We start from the raw sequence: 322 nt of genomic DNA, 5'->3' as shown, positions 1-322 counted from the left end.
GGCGACGCCCGGCTCGAACTGCCGGACTGGACGCGGGGGTTCGTGTGGGTGAACGGGTTCTGCCTGGGCCGCTACTGGTCGGTGGGGCCGCAGGATTCGTTGTACGTGCCCGGTCCCGTGCTGCGCGAGGGCGGCAACGAGGTGTGGGTCCTGGAGACGGAACGGGCGGGTGAGCCGCGCGTCCGGTTGCGCTGAGGCGGCGGCCGAAAGGGGCCGGTCCCGGGTCACGGGACCGGCCCCTTTCGTGTCGGTGGGCCGGTCGCGCCGGTCGCGGTGAACCGGTCGACGCGACCGCGCCGCCGTCGCAGGCGTGCGTCGCGGT

At 74.8% G+C, this 322-nt stretch carries 1 pseudogene; it reads left to right on the top strand.

Annotated elements, in window-relative coordinates:
* A pseudogene (locus tag G3I40_RS05085) lies at positions 1 to 195 on the top strand (beta-galactosidase); the annotation flags it as partial.
* Positions 196 to 322 lie beyond the last annotated feature (127 nt).

The sequence above is a fragment of the Streptomyces sp. SID14478 genome (assembly GCF_010548525.1).
Taxonomy (GTDB): Bacteria; Actinomycetota; Actinomycetes; order Streptomycetales; family Streptomycetaceae; genus Streptomyces.
This window is presented reverse-complemented; position numbering and strand designations above follow the sequence as displayed.